Origin of the sequence: Candidatus Poriferisocius sp. (assembly GCF_965208475.1) — a bacterium.
Classification (GTDB): domain Bacteria; phylum Actinomycetota; class Acidimicrobiia; order Acidimicrobiales; family Bin134; genus Poriferisocius.
The window spans coordinates 627,325-644,197 of record NZ_OZ242338.1; the positions used below are offsets into that span (position 1 = coordinate 627,325).

Genomic DNA, 16,873 nt, shown 5'->3' on the forward strand with positions numbered 1-16,873 from the left:
AGGCAGTAGCGTCGGCTCATGGACACACTTGAGGGCAAAGCAGCGGTCATCACCGGTGGGGCCAGCGGCATGGGCCGGGCCATGGCCGATAGATTCGGCGCAGCCGGAGCCCGCATCATGATCGCCGATGTGGAGGGCCCGGCTATGGACGCCGCGGTGGCCGAGATGAACGACGCCGGGGTGGACGCGGTGGGCGTGCTCACCGACGTGAGCTCGGAGCGGGACATGGACGAGCTGGCCGAAGCGGCCTTCTCCCGATTCGGCCAGGTCAACGTGGTGTGCAACAACGCCGGGGTGGGTACCGGCGGGTTGCTGCACACTGTGTCCACCGCCGACTGGCAGTGGATCTTGGGGGTGAACCTGTGGGGGGTGATCCACGGGATCCGGGTGTTCTTGCCTCATCTGATGGAGCACGGCGACGGCCACATCGTGAACACCGGCTCGGTCGCCGGCCACACTTCGTATCCCAACATCGGCCCCTATAACGCCACCAAGCATGCGGTGGTGGCCATCTCCGAAACGCTCTACAAGGAGCTTGAGGAGAGCGGCTCGACCATCGGCGTGTCGGTGCTGTGCCCCGGCTTGGTGACCACCAACATCATCAACTCCGAGCGCAATCGCCCCGAGTCGCTGCGCTCGCCCATTATCCCTCCCGACCCCACCCCGGAGGACGATGAGCGGATCCAGATGATGATGGCCATCTACGAGGACGCGGTGAAACCGCCCGAGGTGGCCGAGTTGGTGTACAACGCGGTGCTCGACAACCAGTTCTATATCTGGACCGACTACGTGTACGCCCCGGCCATCATGCAGCGCCACGAGGACATCCAACTGGGCCGCAACCCCAGTGTCCGGGGCCAGCTCATCGACGAGGACCAAACCGCCAAAGGCCCGCCTCAGGCCGGCTAACTGCTGCCCCATGACCGAGACCGCCGAGAACTTCGACCTAGTGGTGGTGGGCACCGGGTCGGGCAACAGCGTGCTGACCCCCGATTTCGACGATTGGCGGGTGGCGCTGATCGAGCGGGACACCTTCGGCGGCACCTGCCTGAACCGGGGCTGCATCCCCTCGAAGATGTTCGTGTACGCCGCCGACATGGCCCACCAAGCCGGCCACACCGGGCCCTTGGGGGTGGACACCTCGCTCGACGGTGTGCGCTGGCCCGAGATCGTCGACCGGGTGTTCGGCCGCATCGACCCCATCGCCCAAGGCGGGGAGGACTACCGCCACAGCCTCGACAACGTGACCGTGTTCAACGGCGATGCCCGGTTCACCGGCCACAAGATGCTGGAGGTCAACGGGCAGCAGATCACCGGCAACCACATCGTGCTGGCCGCCGGCGCCCGGCCGTTCATTCCGCCGATTCCTGGCCTGGACGAGATTCCCTACCACACCTCCGACACCGTGATGCGCCTGGAAACGCTGCCCGATCGCATGGTGATCTTGGGCGGGGGCTACATAGCCGCCGAGATGGGCCATGTGTTCGACGCCATGGGGGTGTCAGTTACCATCGTGAACCGCTCGGAGCGACTGCTGCGAGCCGAGGACGAGGACATTTCGGCCGCGTTCACCGAGATCGCGACCCAGCGCATGGACTGCGCGCTGGGCTCTCCCATCGTCGGGGTGTCGCAGTCTGGATCGCAGGTCACCGTGAGCACCGAGGCCCGCAACGTGACCGGCGACGTGCTGCTGGTAGCCACCGGCCGAGTGCCCAACGGCGAGCAGCTGGGCGTGACCCGCTCCGACATTGAGCTCGACGATGACGGCTATGTGGTGACCGACGAATTCCTCCGCACCGGCGTCGATGGAGTGTGGGCGCTGGGGGACATCTGCCATGCCGCCCAGCTCAAGCACACCGCCAACGAGGACACCCGGGCGGTGGCCCACAACATCGCCCACCCCGACGATCTGCGGGCCCCCGACCATTCCGGCATCCCCCACGCGGTTTTCGCCTACCCCCATGTAGCCGCGGTCGGGGCTACTGAGCAATCCCTGAGGGCCGAAGGGCGGCCCTACCTCAGAGCTCTTCGCCCCTATAGCGACACCGCCTATGGCTGGGCCATGGAGGACACCGCCAGCTTCGCCAAGGTGCTGGCCGATCCCGACACCCGCCTGCTGCTGGGCGCCCACATCATCGGCCCACAAGCCCCCACTCTCATACAGCAGCTCATCCAGGGAATGCAGTTCGGCCTCACCGTGGATCAGATGGCCCGGGGCCAGCTATTCATACACCCCGCCCTCACCGAGGTGGTCGAACAGGCGCTATTAGAGCTGTAGCTAGGCCCGGGGGAGGCCCCCAAAGCCGCGGGCAACGCAGCCACTTTGATGCTCATAGCACCATGCTTTCAGATCGGTGCCTACCGGGACAGAGAGTCGAGAGCGGTCTGTTTGGCCCACTTGTAGTCGGGCTTGCCATTGGCGCCCCTCTGCACGGCGTCGGTGCGAACAATCGCCTTGGGGAGCTTGTAGGCGGCCAGACGGGTGCGGGCGTCGGCGATGATCTCGTCGTCGGAGGCATCGCCCTCCACCTGAGCCACCGCAGTGACCGCCTCACCCCACTTCGGGTCGGGCACCCCCACCACCAGGCAGTCGGCCACTGCGGGGTGGGCTTTGACAGCCTCCTCCACCTCTTCGGGGTAGATCTTCTCCCCCGCGCTGTTGATGCAGGCCGATCCCCGGCCCAACAGCGTGATCGTGCCGTCGGTCTCGACGGTGGCCCAGTCGCCGGGCACCGACCAGCGCCGCCCGCCGATGGTGCGGAACGTGGCTGCCGTCTTCTCCGGATCCTTGTAGTAGCCGATGGGAATGGGGCCACCTACTGCCAATATCCCGGGCTCTCCCGAGCCAGGTTCCACCGGCTGGCCGTCCTCTTTGAACACCGCGGCGTTCTCACCCAGTGTGAACCGGGCTGTGGCCGACCCGCCCTTGCGGTCGCTGATCCTCATGCCGGTGCCGGTGCCCTCGCTGGATCCCAGAGAATCCACCAGCTTCATGTCCTTGTGTACCAGCAGGGCCTCTTTCGCCGGCTGGCTCCAGATCACCCCCGAGGACATGATCATGAACACCGAAGACAAGTCATAGGGTTCGCCCCGGGCTGCGGCCGCGTCCAGGGCGTCGGCCATCGGCTGGCCGAAGGCGTCGCCCACGATGGTCAACACGGTGGCCCGGTCGCGCTCCACACAACGCCACAGGGCATCGGCGTCGAAGCTGCGCTCCGGCATAGTGATGACCGCACCGCCCTGGGTGAAGGTGGAAAGCGCCACGATGCTGGCCGTGCCGTGCATGAGCGGCGAGGCCGCCAGTTGCCGGCTCACCCTCCTGCTGTCGTAGATGGCCTCGATGTTGGACTTCACCATGTCTGCGGTCTCAGGAAGGGGCAGCGCCAGCGCCCGAAACGGCGACACCATGGTTCCCACCAGTGCGCCGTGGGGCCACATGACTCCCTTCGGCTTGCCGGTGGTGCCGCCGGTGTACAGGATCCACAGATCATCGGCGCTGCGGACGATGGGCGGGGCCGGATCGTGCCCGGTGATGAGCCTCTCGTAGTCCAGCGCCCAATCGGGCACCTGGTCGCCCGGCTCGCCTACCTGGATGGCCGCCCGCAGCAAGGGCAGGTCGGCCCGGGCCTCGTCCACCTGGTCGGCCAATTCGGGGGAGAAGAACACCGCTTTGGCGTCGGCGTCGTCGAGCAGGTGGCGCAGCTCTCCGGCCAGGTACCGGTAGTTCACGTTGCAGGGGGCGGCCCGGGCCTTGAACGCCCCGAAGGTGACCTCGCTGTAGGGGTTGCCGTTGTACAAGTACAGGCCCACGTTGTCGCCCGCCCCGATGCCCAACTCACCCAGCGCAGCGGCCAGCCGAGCAGCCCGGTCCTCGAACTCTCGCCATGTCCGGCTGACCGGATGGCACACCACGGCATCGGCGTCGGGCACCGTCTCCGCAGCCGCTTCCCACACAGTGGCCAGATTCAAGGGCACGAGGGAAGAGGCTAGCCGTCTCGTATATCCATGACGATCAGCTGGCCCTGAGGTTCGGCTACCAGAAAGACAACAAGCGTCTGATCAATCATGACCCAACGCCCTCGGCAGCCAAGAATGCCTCGTCGTAAACCGAGAAATCGAAACCGTGTTCGGCGGGATCGGTTATGGGTACGGGCATTAGGGGCATGATATCGCTGGGTCACGACAACAACAACGGCCTATACCGAGATGCTGTGACATGATCGCCAGATGAATGCGGTGGGACGAGCCGATGCTGTGCACTTTTCTGAGGGAGTTGATCCCAGATCGGTGGACCTGACTGCTGAGGTCAGCCTGCCCGCGGCTTGGAGCAATCGCTGGGCTACGCAGCCAACCAAGCCGACGCTGTGGGACGAGGGCACCGGGTGGATCACGCGAGGCGATTTGGCCCGGCGCACGAAGGCCGCCGCTGGACGGCTCTTTGGTGCGGGGCTGCGCAAGGGCGACCGGATCATCCTCTCTGCCGCCGCATCGGTCGACTTGGTGGTGGCCCACGTGGCTGCGCTGCGGCTTGGGCTGATCGTGGTGCCTGTCAACGGGGCCTATCAGCAAGTCGAGCTGGCCCACATCGTCGGCGACGCCGGGCCTCGGGCGGCCGTGGTGGACAAGCCCGAATGGGTGCGATGGCTGGCTGAGCAGGCCCCTGAGATGACGGTGGTTTCGCCTCGACTCGACCTCGACGACGCCGCTGCTCCCAGTCTCGATCAGCTTGACAGCCGCGACCCTGCGCTGCTGGGCTACACCTCGGGCACCACTGGCGTTCCCAAAGGGGCGGTGCTGACCCACGGCAACCTGCTGGCCGGGGCCGAGTCGGTGCGCATCGCCTGGCGGTGGACCCCGGAGGATCGCCTGGTGCTCGCGCTTCCCTTGTTCCACATGCACGGGCTGGGCGTGGGGCTGCACGGCACACTGCTGTCGGGGGCGTCTGCTGTGCTGCTGGACGGGTTCTCCCCCGATGCGGTGTTGGATGCGGCCGAGGCCCACGACGCCACCTTGTTCTTCGGAGTGCCCACTATGTACACCCGCCTGTCCCAGTCAGACCGGGTGGGTGAGCTTTCTAGGTTGCGGCTGTGCGTGGCCGGCTCTGCTCCCCTGTCCGCTGATCTGCACCGCCGCCTTGAGGAGGGCGCCGGGGTGCGGGTGCTGGAGCGCTACGGCATGACCGAGACCATCATGCTCGTCTCCAACCCCTACGACGGCGAGCGCCGGGCAGGCACAGTGGGGTTCCCCCTGCCCGGCGTGGAACTGAGGCTTGCCCCCGACACCGGTGAGGTATTGGTGCGAGGTCCCAACCTGTTCGCCGGCTACTGGCGACGACCCGAAGCCACTGCCGAGGCATTCGACGAAAACGGCTGGTTCCGCACCGGCGACCTCGGTGAAATCGACGGGAACGGCTACCTGCGACTCCGGGGCCGGGCCAAGGAGTTGGTGATCTCCGGCGGGTACAACGTCTACCCCCGCGAGGTGGAAGACGCCCTGCGCACCCACCCCGACATCGAGGACGTCGCCGTCACCGGCACTCCCGACCGGGAATGGGGCGAGGTGGTCACTGCCTGGGTGGTCGCTGCCTCCGGCAAGGCGCCCGAACTGGACGACCTGCGCTCCCACCTTGAAGGAGTGTGCGCCCCCTTCAAACACCCCCGTCTCCTCCACCTCGTAGACGACCTCCCCCGCAACGCCTTGGGCAAGGTACAAAAGCACCTGTTGAGCTAGAGCGGCTTTAGGTGCTCACACAGCGGCCCGAGCAGGGCTTCGACAAAGGCGTCGTCGCAGTAGAGCTTCTCCCCGGCCAGGAGATCGCCGGCGGCGTGCATCATCGACATGACCATGTGGCGGGTCTTCCCGTCGAGTTCGATCCAGTACTCCTGGATGGCGCACTGGTCGTTGGTCCACTCCCCCAGCACTCCGTAGCCGCTGACCCGCTGAGCGAACAGCGGGTACTGCTCCAAGTAGAACGTCCGGGCCAGATCGCCGCCGGTGAAGCCCTTGCCCATCGGCCAGAACTCGTAGGTGGGCTCGTCCACCAGCGTGGCCAGCGTCCGTTCCGCATCGTTCTCAGCTTCCGCGGCAGCATGTTCCCGGGCCAAGTCCAAGATCTCCTGTGGGGTCATGGGCTCAGCCTAGATCGCCGATGCTGGGGCTGGTTGTTGTGGGCCTTCTCTGCGGTACGTTGCCCGAATGACCTCAGCCAAGCCGCTGGATGGCGTGCTGGTGGTTTCGGTCGAACAGGCCGTGGCCGGGCCGCTGGCATCCTGTCGGCTGGCCGACGCCGGTGCGCGGGTCATCAAGATCGAGCGGGCCGAGGGCGATTTCTCCCGAGGCTACGACGCCGCCGCCGATGGACTGTCCAGCTACTTCGCCTGGCTGAACCGGGGCAAGGAGTCGATCGTCCTCGACCTCAAGGACAGCGGCGAAGCGGCGCTGCTGAGCCGCATGGTCGCCCAAGCCGATGTGTTCATCCAGAATCTGGCCGTGGGAGCGGCAAACCGGTTGGGATTCGGCTCGGAATCCCTCTGCAAACGGCATCCCCGGCTGGTGGCTTGCGACATCTCGGGCTACGGCCCGACCGGGCCCTATGCCCACATGAAGGCCTACGACCTGCTGGTACAGGCTGAAAGCGGCTTGGTCTCTGTGTCGGGTGCGCCCGGACCGCTGGGCCGAATCGGGGTGTCGGTGGCCGACATCGCCACCGGCGAGGCCGCCGCCCGGGCCATCAGCCAGGCGCTGGTCGGCCAAGCCCGCACCGGAGAAGGGGCCGCCATCGAGGTATCGCTGTTCTCCACCATGGCCGAATGGATGACCGTCCCCCTGCTCCACCACGACTACCTCGGCAAGGGCCCTGAGCGTGTGGGCCTGGCCCACCCGTCCATCGCCCCCTACGGCGCCTTCACCACCGCCGACGGCGCCACCCTTCTCATCGCTGTGCAGTCCGATCGGGAATGGGTCACCCTGTGCCAAACAGTGCTTGACAAGGCTGAGCTGGCCCATCACCCCCGCTTCGCCACCAACAAGGCCCGAGTCGCGAATCGGGCTGCAACCGACACCGCCGTAGCCGAAGTCTTTGCCCGCATGACAACCGACGATCTCCGCCGCAAGCTCACTGACAGCCGGATGGCCTTCGGCACCGTCAACGACGTGGCCGGTCTCTCGTCACACCCCCAGATCAATCGCATCACCGTTGCCCACGCCGAAGGCACCGTAGAACTCCCCGCCCCCGCCACCACCGCCGACTGGGACCTAGCCACCACCGCCGACGCCCTCTCCCTCCCCGCCCTCAATCAACACGGCCCCCAAATCCGAGCCGAATTCGCCGACCACTAGGAAAAGTACCGTTTGGGGGCAACGGCGGCGAGGGCTTCTGGCCAGACAAACTGTCGCACCCTGTTTGTAGAGTGCGCTCATGGTCAAATTCCTACACACAGCCGACTGGCAGCTTGGCATGACCCGGCATTTCTTGGCTGGCGAAGCCCAAGCCCGCTTCGACGGCGCCCGGATCGATGTCATCCGCAGGATCGGCGCTCTGGCAGTAGACGAAGGGTGCGGTTTCGTCGTGGTCTGCGGCGATGTCTTTGAGTCCAACCAAGTGAACCGCCAGGTGATCTTGCGGGCCTTCGAGGCGATGGGCGCCACCCTGCAGGTCACGTTCTACCTCTTGCCCGGCAACCACGACCCACTGGACGCTTCGTCGGTGTACATGTCTCCTACCTTCACAGAACACAAGCCGGACAATGTGGTGGTTCTTGGAGATCCGAGTCCAGTAGAAGCCGCTTCCGGCGTCGAGTTGGTCCCAGCGCCCTGGTTCACGAAGCGTCCCCTAACAGACCTGGTTGCCGATGTCTGCGACCTGCTGGAAGACGGTGACGCAGCGCGGATCGTCGTCGGCCACGGTGCAATCGACACGCTGTCGCCTGATAAGTCCAACCCCGCCCTCATCTCACTGTCGACACTGGAGGAGAGAATCGAAAGGGGTCAGATCCACTATGTGGCCCTTGGTGACCGCCACTCGACTACCGATGAGGGGCCAACCGGGCGAGTCTGGTATTCGGGAGCGCCGGAACCCACCGACTACGACGAGGTCCGTCCGGGCAACGTTCTTGTCGTGGAACTCGAGACCGATCACATTCAGGTGCAAGAGCGGCCCATAGGCGATTGGCGGTTCCTCAGTGATGAGCGGGAGCTGACCAGCGAAGAAGATCTCGACAACCTAGAAGAGTGGTTAGACAGCGTGGACAGCAAGGAGCGGACAATCGTCAAGCTCGCGCTTATTGGCCAGATCTCACTGGCACAAAAGGCCAGACTCGACCGACTTCTAGAGCACCACTCCGAGCTGCTGGCCGCTCTGGAGACATGGGAGCGGCGCAGTGAGTTGGTGGTTGTTCCTGACGACACCGACCTGGACAAGCTCGAATTGTCGGGTTTCGCTCGTGAAGCAGCGGAGGATTTGAGCGGGCTAGCCGAATCCGGCGAGCAGGCGGTGGTCGCCCGTGATGCCCTGGCGCTACTACATCGGCTGGCGGGGGCAGACTCATGAGGCTCCACAGAGTGAGGTTGAAGAATTACCGAGGAGTGGTCGACTGTGACGTGGAATTCCCCGCTGAGGGAGTCATCGTCGTCGAGGGCGACAACGAAGTGGGCAAGAGTTGCATTCCCGAGGCCCTCGACATGATCTTGAACCGCCTGGATTCGTCCAGCAAACAACCCTTGAAGGCCATCCGACCGGTTCATCACGATGCGGGCCCTGAAGTAGAGGTCGAGATCTCTTCGGGTAGTTACCGCTTCAAGTATTTCAAGCGCTGGCATCGCCAACCAGAGACGACGCTCGAGGTCATCGCCCCACGGCGAGAACAGCTTACCGGGCGAGAAGCTCACGAGCGGGTAGAGGCGATACTCGCAGAGACACTGGACCAAGATCTGTGGAAGGCGTTGACTATCGAGCAGGGCACCGAGCCTGGGCTGCCAGAATTCGGCGTGCCCTCACTGGGTCTGGCGCTCGACCTGGCCGCTGGTGGCACGCAGGCAGCCAACAGCGATGACGCCTTGTGGGAGCGCATTTGTACCGAGCGGCTCAGATACTGGACAGGCACTGGCAGAGAGTCGCAGGAGAGGAAGTTGCTCGCCAACGGAGTCGACCAGGCTCACGGGAGAATCGACGACCTCAATGCCCAACTCAGCGCTATCGAAGACGACGCCGCTGAAGCAGCCCGGTTGGCCGGTCAGGAGGGCGACCTCGCTGTCCGCCTCGACGAGGCTGGCAAGGCTGTGACCATACTCAGTGAACAGTGGGAAGCGACCGAGAGCCTGCGCAACCAGATCGAGCGCTTAGCCTCCGATCACACCACCGCCCAAGCCCAGCTAAAGGTGATCGATGGCAATATGCAACGTCGGCGCGACTTGGTCGACGCAGTGAGGGATCAAGGTCGAGAACTGGCCTCACTCGAAGAAGAGGTAGAGCAGGCTGCTCCAGGGCTTGCTCTGGCCGTGCAGCAAAGCGAAGAAGCAACCATGGCCCTCCGCGCAGCCCAGGATGCTCTGCGACTTGCGCGGGACAAGCTGCGTCTGGCCAACGACGACCGCGACTACCGTCGGAATCAGATCGAGAAGGACCAGCTCTACGAGCGCCACGAGCGAGTGCTTGGTGCTCAGAAGGGCTTAAGCATCGCCGAGGCTGTTCTGGACTCTTCACAAGTAGATGATGAGTTAGTTGACCAAATCGAACAGGCCAGAGATGAAGAGACCCGAGCCAAGATCGCTCTACAAGCCTCGGCGGCCTCTGTAGAGGCCACCGCTCTATCAGACCTCTCCGTGTTGATCGACGGTCAAGATTTCACGATGGATACCAATGCCGTCCAGCGGGCCCATGTCACCGACGATTGGGAGCTGGTTGTTCCCGACATTGTTCAGGTGCGGGTTCTAGCCGGCCACGAGTCTCAGGACTTGGCCACTGACTTCGAAACAGCACAACAAGAACACGCCCGTTTGTGTGCCCTGGGAGGAGTTGGCAACCTTGCCGAAGCCAAACATAAGGTCGACGAACGCCGGGAGGCTGAGCGAAGCCGTGATGAATCCGTCAAGACGATCCAGGAGAACCTCCGGGATCTCACCCTCGAAGGCTTGGTTCAAAAGCTAGACGGGCTCATCAAGCGGGTCTCCTCATATCCAGCTGACCGGCAACAAGCCCCTCCTCTTCCGGAAGACCTAGATGAAGCCAAGAAGGTCGTCTCCAGCGCAGAAAACGATGCCGCGGAGTGCCAGGACGAAGTTGATCGCTGCGAAAGCACCGCGGAGACAGCCGCTGAAGCGAGAAAGCAGGCTGAAGTCGGCGCTGCGCTTCAGGCCGGAAAACTCAAGAGTGCCCGCGACACGAAGAAACTAGCCGAGCAGAAGCTGGAAGAAGCACGGCACGTGCAACCCGACCGTGATCTCGAAGAGGCCCTAAGCGCTAAGGAAACGGTTGTCCAAGAAGCGGCTACCGCTCGACAACAGGCAGAAAGCGAACTGCGAGCCCAAGACCCCGATAGCCTGAAAGCCAAGCTCGACAATGCCCGCGACGTCAAGGTAAAGGCGGAAGACGCCCTTAGGACCAACCAAGACAGGCGGCGGGATCTGAAGGGCAGACTCGAAGCCCACGGCGAATCTGGTCTGCACTCTCGGCTCAACGTTGCAATAAGCGAGCACCAGCACCTGACACGGGATTATCAACGAATTGAGTCGCGAGCACAGGCTGTTCACCTGCTCCATCAGACTTTCGAGCGGCACCGCCAAGATGCCCGCCAACGCTATATCGCACCGTTCAAAGAGCAGATCGAGCAGCTGGGACGAATCGTGTTCGGACCCACATTTGAGGTGGAACTAGACGGCGACTTACGTGTGGCCCAACGGACGCTGGACGGAAAGACCCTCGACATTGAGCAGCTCAGCGTGGGCGCTCGCGAGCAGATCGGCGTAATCAGCAGGCTGGCCTGTGCGGCCATCGTCAGTCCTGACGGCGGGGGCGCCCCAGTGGTGATCGACGATGCCCTGGGCTGGAGCGATCCGTCCCGCCTTCAGGCCATGGGTGCGGCCATTGCCGCCGCTGGCCGGGACTGCCAAGTCATTGTGCTGACTTGCACACCGGGTCGATACGCCCATGTTGGCAACGCAAAAGTAGTTCGCTTGCCAGCTTGAGGGCGGGCTAGCTCCACAGTGTGCAGATTGGGATGGCGTAGATACTGTCGCTGAGTCGGAACTTGGCTGGACCGGTATGCAGCACGGCTCCTGCCTTGAACTGGTCGCCGAGTTGGTCGCGCAGCCAGATCAAGTGTCGGGCGTCTCTCGCCGTGGGCGCGCTGTGGGCTTTGACCTCAATGCCGACAAGTCCACGTGCCCCTAGGTCGGCGACCAGGTCCACCTCGTGGCGGCCTTCACGGTCGCGTATGTGGTGATATAGGGGCCTGGTTGGGTCCACGACTGCTTCGGACCGAAGCTGGCTGGTGACGAAAGTGTCGATGAGGCGACCCAGTAGATTGCCGTCGTTCATGACTACGTCGATGTCCGCACCGATAGCCGCACCCCATAGCCCTGCATCGGCGATGTACCGCTTCGGCCCGCGTGTGAGGCGCTTGAGGCGGTTTGTGCTCCATGCTGGGAGTTCGGCGATTACCCCAATATCGGCTAGCAATTTCACATAGGAGCGGGACGTTCTCCGATTGATGCCCGCAGCCTCATCGAGAGTCGTGTCGTTGACGATTCCCGCAGAGTTCACGGCATAGGCTCGAAAGAACGCATTCATCCTCGCGAAATCGGGTCCGTTGCGCTGTCCAGGCTGACCGTGCGTGAACTGCTCGATGTAGCTGGCCAGCCAGCCGTCGCGAACTCTGCCTTGCAACTTTGTCGCCGGCTCTGGAAATCCACCGCGCAAGGCGATTTCTGCGTAGCCGCGCAAATCGGGAGGATCTAGCTCCGGTACGGGTAAATCCTCGGCCAGAAGACGCTCCAAAAAGGTGGGTCCATGGCGGGCAAGCTGCTCACGCACTGTCAAAGGATGCATGGCGACTCTGATCATCCGTCCCGTACCCGGCCACAGAGCCGGATCGATATCGGAGCGCACCGAGCCGGTCAGGATGAACCGACCAGGACGGCGCTCGCCGTCGATAGCCCGTTTGACCGCGCCGAGCACTCCGGGGCACTCCTGCCATTCGTCGAGCAGCACCGGCTCTGGCCGGTTGCGCAAAGCGGCGTCAGGATCAGCATTGAACGGCGCTGCCTCGCGATCCTTGTCAAGGCTCACAACGCTCGCAGCGTGCCGTAGCGCGGTCGTAGTCTTGCCAGTGGCCCGCGCCCCGGTGATCATTACTGCTGGTGCTGTGGCCAGCACTTCAGCGATCCATGGATCCACCAGGCGGGTCAGATAGCTGGCCTCAATCATTGAGTACCAGTCTTGCACGCCTGTTACTGCTACTCATGCACACTTACCACTACCACTCCCGCACGGCCCTAATTGCTAAGTCTGCACATCGCAGGCAGTTGACTTGGAGCGGGCCGGATCAGCCTAAGCGCTGGCGGAGGCGGAACTTCTCCACTTTGCCGTTACCGGTTCTAGGGAGTTCATCTATTGGCTCGATGGTGGTGGGCACCTTGTAGGGGGCCAGGGTGCCGTCGGTGTGGGTTCGCAGATCATCCTCAGTGGGGAGATCGCAGCCGTCGGCTACCACGATGAAGGCGGCCACCGTCTCGCCCAACACGGGGTCGGGGCGGGCTACCACGGCGATGTCGGCCACTGCGGGGTGGGTGCGGAGCGCGGTCTCCACCTCTATGGTGGACAAATTCTCTCCGCCTCGGCGGACGATGTCCTTTTGGCGGTCCACGAAATAGAGGTAGCCGTCGTCGTCCACGTAACCCAGGTCGCCGGTGCGGAACCAGTCGCCCGAGGTGGCCGCCTGGGTGGCTTCGGGATCTTCGATATAGCCGCTGAAGCCGATGGTGGACCGCAGGAAACAGATCTCCCCCGTCTCACCCGTCGGGGCCTCTGAGCCGTCGGGCAGGAAGATCCTCAGCACCGATCCCTCGAACGGCTTGCCCACCGAGCCAGGTCGGCGGGGCTCGTCCAGGCGGGTATAGGTGCCCGATCCGGCTTCGGTCATTCCGTACCAGTCCATGCACGGCACCCCGTAGCGCTCTTCGATCTGCTCGATGATCGGAGCACAGCCCAGCGGGATCATCACCCGCAGCGAGTGTGATCTCTCGTGGGGACCGGGTGGCTGGGCCATCAAGATGTTGATGATGGGCACCAGGGTGAGGAAGTAGGTGGGGCGGTAGAGATCGACCAAGGCCCAGAAGCGCGACGCGGAGAATGTGCGCTGCATGACCACGCTGGCCCCCCGGCTGAGCGCCGACATGGCCCCGCCCATGGCGTTGCCGTGGAACAGCGGGGTCACCACCAGCGACCGGTCGGTATGGCTCAGGCCGAACATCTCCTCATAAGGCACCGCTCCCCCGGCGAACAGCTCCGGGCTCATCGGCACCGCCTTGGGCCTTCCGGTGGTGGTGCCCGAGGTGTAGAGCACGTTGCCCTCCACGAACCCGTCCACCGGGGGCAGATCCAGACCAGCGCCCTCCGGCGCCTCGCCGATGAGGTCGGCCAGCAGCAATGCCCCGTCCACCGGCTCGTCCACGCTCACCACCGCCTCGACCGCGTCCATACCCGCGGTCAGGGCGATGGCCCGCTCGGCCCGCTCAGCCTCGGCGAACACCAGACGGCATCGGGAGTGGTTGAGCACGAACTCCAACTCTGGATCGGTCCACTCCGGGTTGATGGGCACCCCGGCCAAGCCGATGGCCTGCATTCCCAGTTGGCACTCGATGTATTCGGGGCGGTTTTGCATCCAGATACAGGCTCGATCGCCCAAGCCCAGACCAAATCGGGTATGGAACTGGTGGGCCAGGGCCCCGCCGTGGGCAGCCAGCTCGCGGTAGGTGCGGTGACCGTCCTGCTCGGTGAGCACGGCCAGCTTGTCGGGCCAGGTGCGGCTGAAGTCCCGGACGACGTCGTACAAGGTCGGCATCGCCGGGCAGCCTAGTGATGCCGGCGCCGCGAGCGCTGCTTCACGTCACCACGTCGGCCGCGCCTCCGTCGATCCGCAGATGGGCGCCGTGGATCTGGCGGGCTCGGTCGCTGCACACGAACGCCACCAACTCCCCCACGTCGGACACGGTGGCGATGCGCCCGGTCGGCGTGGGCATTGCCTCGGTGGTCACATGGCGCTCAATGTCGGCCCAATCCGTGGAGCGGCCCGCCCTCGCGGCCTGACGAGTCCACATCTCCACCAACTCGGGGGTGGCAATCGCACCGGGGCTAACGCAGTTCACCGTCACGCCGGTGCCGGCCAGTTCCCGGGCCAGGCTGACTGTCATGGCCGGCAGCGATCCTTTGGCCGCGTAGTAGCCCGGGATGCGATCACCAGGGCGGGTAGCTCCCACCGTGGACACCAGCACGATCCGGCCCCAACCCTGATCCCTCATCGCCGGCACCATGAGCCGGGTCATCCGCACCGCGGTGAGCACGTTGCGGTTGTAGGCGTCGATCCACACCTTGGCGTCATCGTCACCCCAGGTGCCGCCAACCGCCACCCCGTAGTTGTTGACCAGGATGTCCGCCGGGCCGCACTGCTCGGCCACCGCCTCAGCTCCTGCGTCGGTGCAAATGTCCCCCCACACCGCCCGAGCCGGCGGCCCCAACTCGTCAGCCAGCCAGTCGGCCTGCCCTTCCTCGAACCCGTGGACCACCACCTCGGCGCCCTCGTCGGCCAGCACCCAAGCCATCCCACTACCCGTCCCCCGGTAGCTTCCCGTTACCAGCGCCACCCGTCCTGCAAGACCTAGATCCATATCCCGACACTGCCACAACAGCGCCAAGCCAGACATGATCGACACCACGCTCAGCTCTATATGACCCCCAAACCATCACATCCCGGTAAGTAGTGTTGAGAGGCAATGAGCAGTTCGACGGGGCGGTTGTTCCGGGTCACGACGTTTGGGGAATCCCATGGCGGCGGCATCGGCGCGGTGGTGGACGGGTGCCCGCCCCGGCTTCCGCTGACCGCAGAGATGATCCAGCACGATTTGGACCGTCGGCGGCCCGGTCAGAGCCGGCTCACCACCCTGCGGGACGAGGCCGACGGGGTGGAGTTCCTCTCGGGGGTGTTCGAGGGCCACACGCTGGGATCGCCCATTGCCATGGTGATGGGCAACACCGATGCCCGGCCCAGCGCCTATGAGGACTTCAAGGACGTCTACCGTCCCTCCCATGCCGACTACACCACAGAGGCCAAGTACGGCATCCGCAACTGGCAGGGAGGGGGGCGGGCCAGCGCCCGGGAGACCATCGGCCGGGTGGCGGCTGGGGCCATCGCCCGCCAGCTCTTGAAGACCGCAGCCAACATCGAGGTTCTGGGTTGGGTCCGCCAGGTGGGCGCTATTGCCGCTGATGTCGATCTGGATGCGGTGACTCTGGCCGATGTGGAGGCCGATGCCACCCGATGCCCGTCTCCCGAGCACGCCGAGGCCATGACCGAGGCCATCGAAGCGGCCCGTCGTGACGGCAACTCGCTGGGCGGGATTGTCGAATGCGTGGCCCGAAGGGTGCCCCCCGGCCTGGGCGAACCGGTGTTCGACAAGTTGGAGGCCGATTTGGCCAAGGCTGCCCTGTCGTTGCCCGCGGCCAAGGGCTTCGAGATCGGCTCGGGCTTCGCGGGGGTGACCATGACCGGCCGGGAGCACAACGACCCGTTCATCCCCGGCCCCGACGGCCAGCCCCGCACCGCATCCAATCGCTCCGGTGGAGTGCAGGGCGGCATCAGCAACGGCGAGGACATCGTGATCCGGGTGGCCTTCAAGCCCACCGCCACCATTGCATCGGCCCAGGACACCGTCGACCGCGACAACAACCCGGTGACACTGGCTGCCCGTGGTCGCCACGACCCCTGCGTTCTACCCCGGGCCGTGCCGATGGTCGAAGCCCAAGTGCTGCTGGTTTTGGCCGACCACTGGCTACGCCAGCAAGCCGTCGATGTGATCGACTGCGGCGGCTGATTCCATGACCGAAGCCCCCCGCAATCCCGTCACCCCCGAAGACCAGCGCCTCCTAGTCGAGGTCGACGACCGTATCGCCGCCATCACGCTGAACCGGCCCGAAGCCCGCAACGCCATGTCTAAGCGGATGCGCAACGACATACACGCCGCGCTGAAGGCGTGCGATGCCAACGACGGGGTGGACGCCATCATTCTTACCGGGGCTGACCCCGCGTTCACCGGCGGGGTAGACCTCCGGGAGGTGGCCGCCGAGGGGCCGCCGGGACCGGGCGGCGACAGGCGGCAGGCCAAGGATCCCGCCCGGGCATGCCGGGAAACATCCAAGCCATTGATCTGCGCGGTGAACGGCACCTGCGTTACCGGGGGCTTGGAGATCGCCTTGAGCTGCGACTTCATCGTGGCCTCTGAGCGGGCCCGGTTTGCCGACACCCACGCCAAGGTCGGGGTGATCCCGGCATGGGGAATGACCGCCCTACTTCCCCGGGCGGTGGGCAAGCGCATGGCCAAGGAGATGACCGCCACCGCCCGCTTCGTTGAGGCCGAGGAAGCCCTCCGCATCGGCCTGGTCAACCATGTCGTCCCCCACAGCCGGCTAATGGCCCACGCGAGGAGGCTGGCCGGTCAAATAGCCGCTGCCACCACCCCGGCGACACCGGCCACCCTGCGAATCTACGATGCCGCCGACGGCATGAGCTTCTCCGAGGCCAAGGCATTGGAGGAGGAGCTCATGCGCAACTGGAAAGTGGACACCGACTACATGGAGCGCCGCGGCCTGGGAAAGGGCGGCTGA

Annotated in this window: 13 protein-coding genes and 1 pseudogene; 9 read left to right on the forward strand and 5 right to left on the reverse strand. The window is 64.8% G+C overall.

Annotated elements, in window-relative coordinates:
- The first annotated feature begins 18 nt into the window (after positions 1 to 18).
- Positions 19 to 909, forward strand: a complete 891-nt coding sequence (locus ACOGXA_RS02935; RefSeq protein WP_419925794.1) for an SDR family NAD(P)-dependent oxidoreductase — start codon at positions 19 to 21, stop codon at positions 907 to 909.
- A gap of 10 nt (positions 910 to 919) precedes the next feature.
- Positions 920 to 2,278 carry a mycothione reductase gene (locus tag ACOGXA_RS02940; protein ID WP_419925795.1) on the forward strand — a complete coding sequence of 453 codons (1,359 nt, stop codon included), beginning with the start codon at positions 920 to 922 and terminating at the stop codon, positions 2,276 to 2,278.
- Between the two features lie 80 nt (positions 2,279 to 2,358).
- On the opposite strand, the gene ACOGXA_RS02945 is transcribed toward ACOGXA_RS02940, so the two are convergent.
- The gene (locus ACOGXA_RS02945; RefSeq protein WP_419925796.1) at positions 2,359 to 3,975 is read right to left on the reverse strand and encodes an AMP-binding protein; all 1,617 of its coding nucleotides are present in this window, start codon (positions 3,973 to 3,975) and stop codon (positions 2,359 to 2,361) included.
- Positions 3,976 to 4,254: 279 nt separating this feature from the next.
- Here ACOGXA_RS02945 and ACOGXA_RS02950 point away from each other — a divergent pair, with 279 nt between their 5' ends.
- Complete coding sequence (locus tag ACOGXA_RS02950) at positions 4,255 to 5,730, forward strand: AMP-binding protein (protein WP_419925797.1); 1,476 nt, start codon at positions 4,255 to 4,257, stop codon at positions 5,728 to 5,730.
- Here ACOGXA_RS02950 and ACOGXA_RS02955 read toward each other — a convergent pair.
- Complete coding sequence (locus ACOGXA_RS02955; protein WP_419925798.1) at positions 5,727 to 6,128, reverse strand: hypothetical protein; 402 nt, start codon at positions 6,126 to 6,128, stop codon at positions 5,727 to 5,729. The genes ACOGXA_RS02950 and ACOGXA_RS02955 overlap by 4 nt on opposite strands.
- 67 nt (positions 6,129 to 6,195) lie before the next feature.
- Between ACOGXA_RS02955 and ACOGXA_RS02960 the strand changes: the two genes are divergently transcribed.
- The 4 genes and pseudogenes from ACOGXA_RS02960 to ACOGXA_RS02975 all read left to right on the forward strand — a co-directional run bounded on the left by ACOGXA_RS02960 (position 6,196) and on the right by ACOGXA_RS02975 (position 11,181).
- Positions 6,196 to 7,338, forward strand: a complete 1,143-nt coding sequence (locus ACOGXA_RS02960; RefSeq protein WP_419925799.1) for a CaiB/BaiF CoA transferase family protein — start codon at positions 6,196 to 6,198, stop codon at positions 7,336 to 7,338.
- 79 nt (positions 7,339 to 7,417) lie between these two features.
- Positions 7,418 to 8,548 (forward strand): metallophosphoesterase family protein, encoded by a 1,131-nt coding sequence (locus ACOGXA_RS02965; protein ID WP_419925800.1) that lies wholly within the window; start codon positions 7,418 to 7,420, stop codon positions 8,546 to 8,548.
- Positions 8,545 to 8,637, forward strand: a pseudogene (locus ACOGXA_RS02970) (hypothetical protein); the annotation flags it as partial. The gene ACOGXA_RS02965 and the pseudogene ACOGXA_RS02970, both read left to right, overlap by 4 nt.
- Before the next feature lie 42 nt (positions 8,638 to 8,679).
- Positions 8,680 to 11,181, forward strand: a complete 2,502-nt coding sequence (locus ACOGXA_RS02975) for an ATP-binding protein (RefSeq protein ID WP_419927059.1) — start codon at positions 8,680 to 8,682, stop codon at positions 11,179 to 11,181.
- Between the two features lie 7 nt (positions 11,182 to 11,188).
- Here the strand turns inward: ACOGXA_RS02975 and ACOGXA_RS02980 are convergent, their stop codons facing one another.
- From ACOGXA_RS02980 to ACOGXA_RS02990, 3 genes are all read right to left on the reverse strand, one after another.
- Positions 11,189 to 12,421 carry an ATP-binding protein gene (locus ACOGXA_RS02980; RefSeq protein WP_419925801.1) on the reverse strand — a complete coding sequence of 411 codons (1,233 nt, stop codon included), beginning with the start codon at positions 12,419 to 12,421 and terminating at the stop codon, positions 11,189 to 11,191.
- Positions 12,422 to 12,539: 118 nt separating this feature from the next.
- Entirely contained in the window at positions 12,540 to 14,057 is a 1,518-nt protein-coding gene (locus ACOGXA_RS02985; RefSeq protein WP_419925802.1) for a class I adenylate-forming enzyme family protein, read from the reverse strand.
- Between the two features lie 40 nt (positions 14,058 to 14,097).
- Positions 14,098 to 14,880 carry an SDR family NAD(P)-dependent oxidoreductase gene (locus ACOGXA_RS02990; RefSeq protein ID WP_419925803.1) on the reverse strand — a complete coding sequence of 261 codons (783 nt, stop codon included), beginning with the start codon at positions 14,878 to 14,880 and terminating at the stop codon, positions 14,098 to 14,100.
- Positions 14,881 to 14,985: 105 nt separating this feature from the next.
- Here ACOGXA_RS02990 and aroC point away from each other — a divergent pair, with 105 nt between their 5' ends.
- The gene (aroC, locus tag ACOGXA_RS02995; protein WP_419925804.1) at positions 14,986 to 16,083 is read left to right on the forward strand and encodes a chorismate synthase; all 1,098 of its coding nucleotides are present in this window, start codon (positions 14,986 to 14,988) and stop codon (positions 16,081 to 16,083) included.
- A gap of 4 nt (positions 16,084 to 16,087) precedes the next feature.
- The gene (locus tag ACOGXA_RS03000) at positions 16,088 to 16,873 is read left to right on the forward strand and encodes an enoyl-CoA hydratase (RefSeq protein ID WP_419925805.1); all 786 of its coding nucleotides are present in this window, start codon (positions 16,088 to 16,090) and stop codon (positions 16,871 to 16,873) included.